This window comes from Bacteroidota bacterium (assembly GCA_030706565.1).
Lineage (GTDB): Bacteria > Bacteroidota > Bacteroidia > Bacteroidales > JAUZOH01 > JAUZOH01.
The window spans coordinates 1-2603 of the sequence record JAUZOH010000495.1 but is presented as its reverse complement, the minus strand read 5'-3'; the positions used below and the strand labels follow the sequence as shown (position 1 = coordinate 2603).

The 2603-nt window shown below is 36.9% G+C and carries 3 protein-coding genes; all 3 read right to left on the bottom strand.

Going from position 1 to position 2603, the window contains the following annotated elements; translation table 11 throughout:
* On the bottom strand, positions 1-371 hold a 371-nt coding region (locus tag Q8907_16010), incomplete at its 3' end, for an SDR family NAD(P)-dependent oxidoreductase (GenBank protein ID MDP4275774.1).
* A 418-nt stretch (positions 372-789) separates the two neighbouring features.
* Complete coding sequence (locus tag Q8907_16005) at positions 790-1299, bottom strand: RDD family protein (protein MDP4275773.1); 510 nt, start codon at positions 1297-1299, stop codon at positions 790-792.
* Between the two features lie 47 nt (positions 1300-1346).
* Positions 1347-2603, bottom strand: a 1257-nt coding sequence (nhaD, locus tag Q8907_16000) for a sodium:proton antiporter NhaD (GenBank protein ID MDP4275772.1), incomplete at its 5' end; no start/stop codon positions are given.

The window sequence follows — 2603 nt, the reverse complement described above, 5'->3', positions numbered from 1 at the left end:
TTCATGCAATTGAAGACGCCGTTCAGGTTTACCTGAATTACTTTTAACCAGGCCTCTTCACTCATATCGCATACTTTATTGGGTTCGCCACTAATCCCTGCATTATTTAAAGCCACGTCCAGGGTAGAGAATAGGCTGACCGTTTTCTGAATGGCCGATTCAACCTGCTTATATATTGAGACATCGCATTCAATAAAGATTGCTTTCGGGTTTTCCTGCTTTATCTCTTCCATGGCCATATTCGCCTTATCCGATTTCAAGTCGGCCACAACGATGTTGGCTCCTTCTTTTGCAGCGGCTATTGCACATGCTTTCCCTATACCTGATAAGCCACCGGTAATAAAAATTGTCTTATTTTCCAGTTTTTTCATTTAGGTATTTTTTTAATAATTCAACATTAATGGGTATCGAATATTGCCTACTTATAGCTTGCTGGTCCTGTGTTTTTTAGGGGATAAACATATTCGCTAATAAATACAAACTTTCTGAAGAACAAAGAAGTAAATGCCATATATAAAAACAAGTTACAAAAAAATCAGAAGAATAGAAATGATCTTTGACTTGTATAAAGAAAAAGTTTATAATCAGCAATGGCTATTCCGGTGGGCAAATATTCGTTAAGGTTAAAAATAAATTTTGTGCATTTTCCATTTGTTCAGGGCAAGCTGAGTTTGTCCATATTATATTTTCCGGATTAAGAAGAAGGAAATTAAAATATCAAGAAGTCGAATTTTCCGAAATTGGTTTTTGAAATTTATCTAAGGATTTATGGATTATTAGAAATATCGTTCACTGTTTGCACTCTGTTTTATAGCTTTTATTTCTATCAATAATCACAATGGTTTCTGCGGTGCGATCATGTAATGTTCTTTTATCGGGATTGATAAAATATTGGAAAAAGCCGAAGCCACCTTCCAGGAAGGACAGGCCATAGCCTAACGCACGTTCAATGCAGTGCCATAAGGTTAGCCGTTCGTGAACGATGGAGATAGTCCGGATCCCAAATATCCATTTGCCGGGAGTCTTCCCTTTTCCCCAATAGGTGCCCAATCCAAAATAGAGTAGCATCCATAGGGTACTGTACCAATTGGTGTTGAACCCAAAATGAATTTCCTTTTTCTTCTTTATAGAACTAAAGGTATGCAGTTGTGGATCAAACAACCACAGGATCAGAAAAAATATTGCAGACAGGATGATAAAATCCAGGATAAAAGCAAAAGCACGTTTGTGAAACGATGCTAGTTCCACTCCTTTAATCGATTGTATTCGTTCTATTCCTGAAGCTTTGTAAGTATTCATTCCTTAATTTTTTTGTTAAGACAAAACTAATAAGAAATGGGAATTTTTTAAACTAAACTTTGCTGAAGGATAAATACTACTATGCCAGCTAACAAACCAATCATTGCAAGCCAACTGATATTTTTTAAATACCAGAAAAAACTCATTTTTTCAATACCCATTATCGCCACACCTGCAGCGGAGCCAATAATAATGATGCTTCCGCCTGTTCCTGTTGTTAATGCCATAAATTCCCAGAAGATATGGTCAATGGGATACACAGCCATACTAAACATGCCTTGTGCTGCGGCAACCAACGGAACATTATCTATTACTGCAGAAAAAAGTCCCAGTAATGTCCCGGTTACATACACATTTTTAACATGATTTACTGTAAAATCAGCTAAATGTTTGAGTATTCCAAAAGATTCCAGGGCTGACACAGCCAGCAAAATACCCAGGAAAAATAAGATACTGGAAGAATCAATCTTCTTTAATGCTTGTGTGACTGAATATTTATACCGTTCATCAGGATGTAAGTTCCGGTGAATCAGACTACTCACAAACCAGATTATTCCCAGGGAAAGTAACATACACATAAAAGGGGGCATGTGCGTAAATGATTTAAAGATGGGGATAAATATCAACAACCCTATGCCCGTGAATAATATGATATTGCTTTCCCGCGGATATTGATTTTTATCTGATGGGGGATAATCTTCAATTTTTTCTCCTTTAAACTTATGGGCGATAATTAATAAAGGCACCAGAACCATGATCATGCTGGGAAATATCGTTTTTAAGATAAGGTGGAAAGCTGTGATTTGCCCTCCAATCCAAAGCATGGTTGTGGTTACATCACCAAGGGGAGACCATGCTCCTCCTGCATTTGCTGCAATAATAACCATTGAAACAAACCATAACCTGGATTTCTTGTCATGCAGTAATTTCCCACACAACGAAGTCATGACAATGGAAGTGGTTAAATTATCCAAAATTGAAGAAAGGAAAAAAGTAAGGAAGGTGATTAATAGCAATAATTTGGGCTTTGATTGGGTATGTATTATTTTAGTGATCATATCAAATCCATGGTGGGAATCAATGACTTCTACAATAGTCATGGCTCCTAATAAGAAAAACAGGATGGCAGCAATTCCTCCAAAGTGCCGAAACAGTTCATTTTCTGAGGCATTTGCTGAAGGTGTATGAATAAAATACAGGAACCAGCAAATTACTCCGGTGACCAATGCTGTTGCTGCCTTGTCTATTTTTATCCTCTGTTCTATAGCAATGGTTATATAACCTAGAATAAATATCAGAATCAC

Bases quoted from the DNA above. Each gene is read 5' to 3' on its own strand.
- Q8907_16005 (MDP4275773.1), bottom strand. From the start codon at position 1,299: ATGAATACTTACAAAGCTTCAGGAATAGAACGAATACAATCGATTAAA.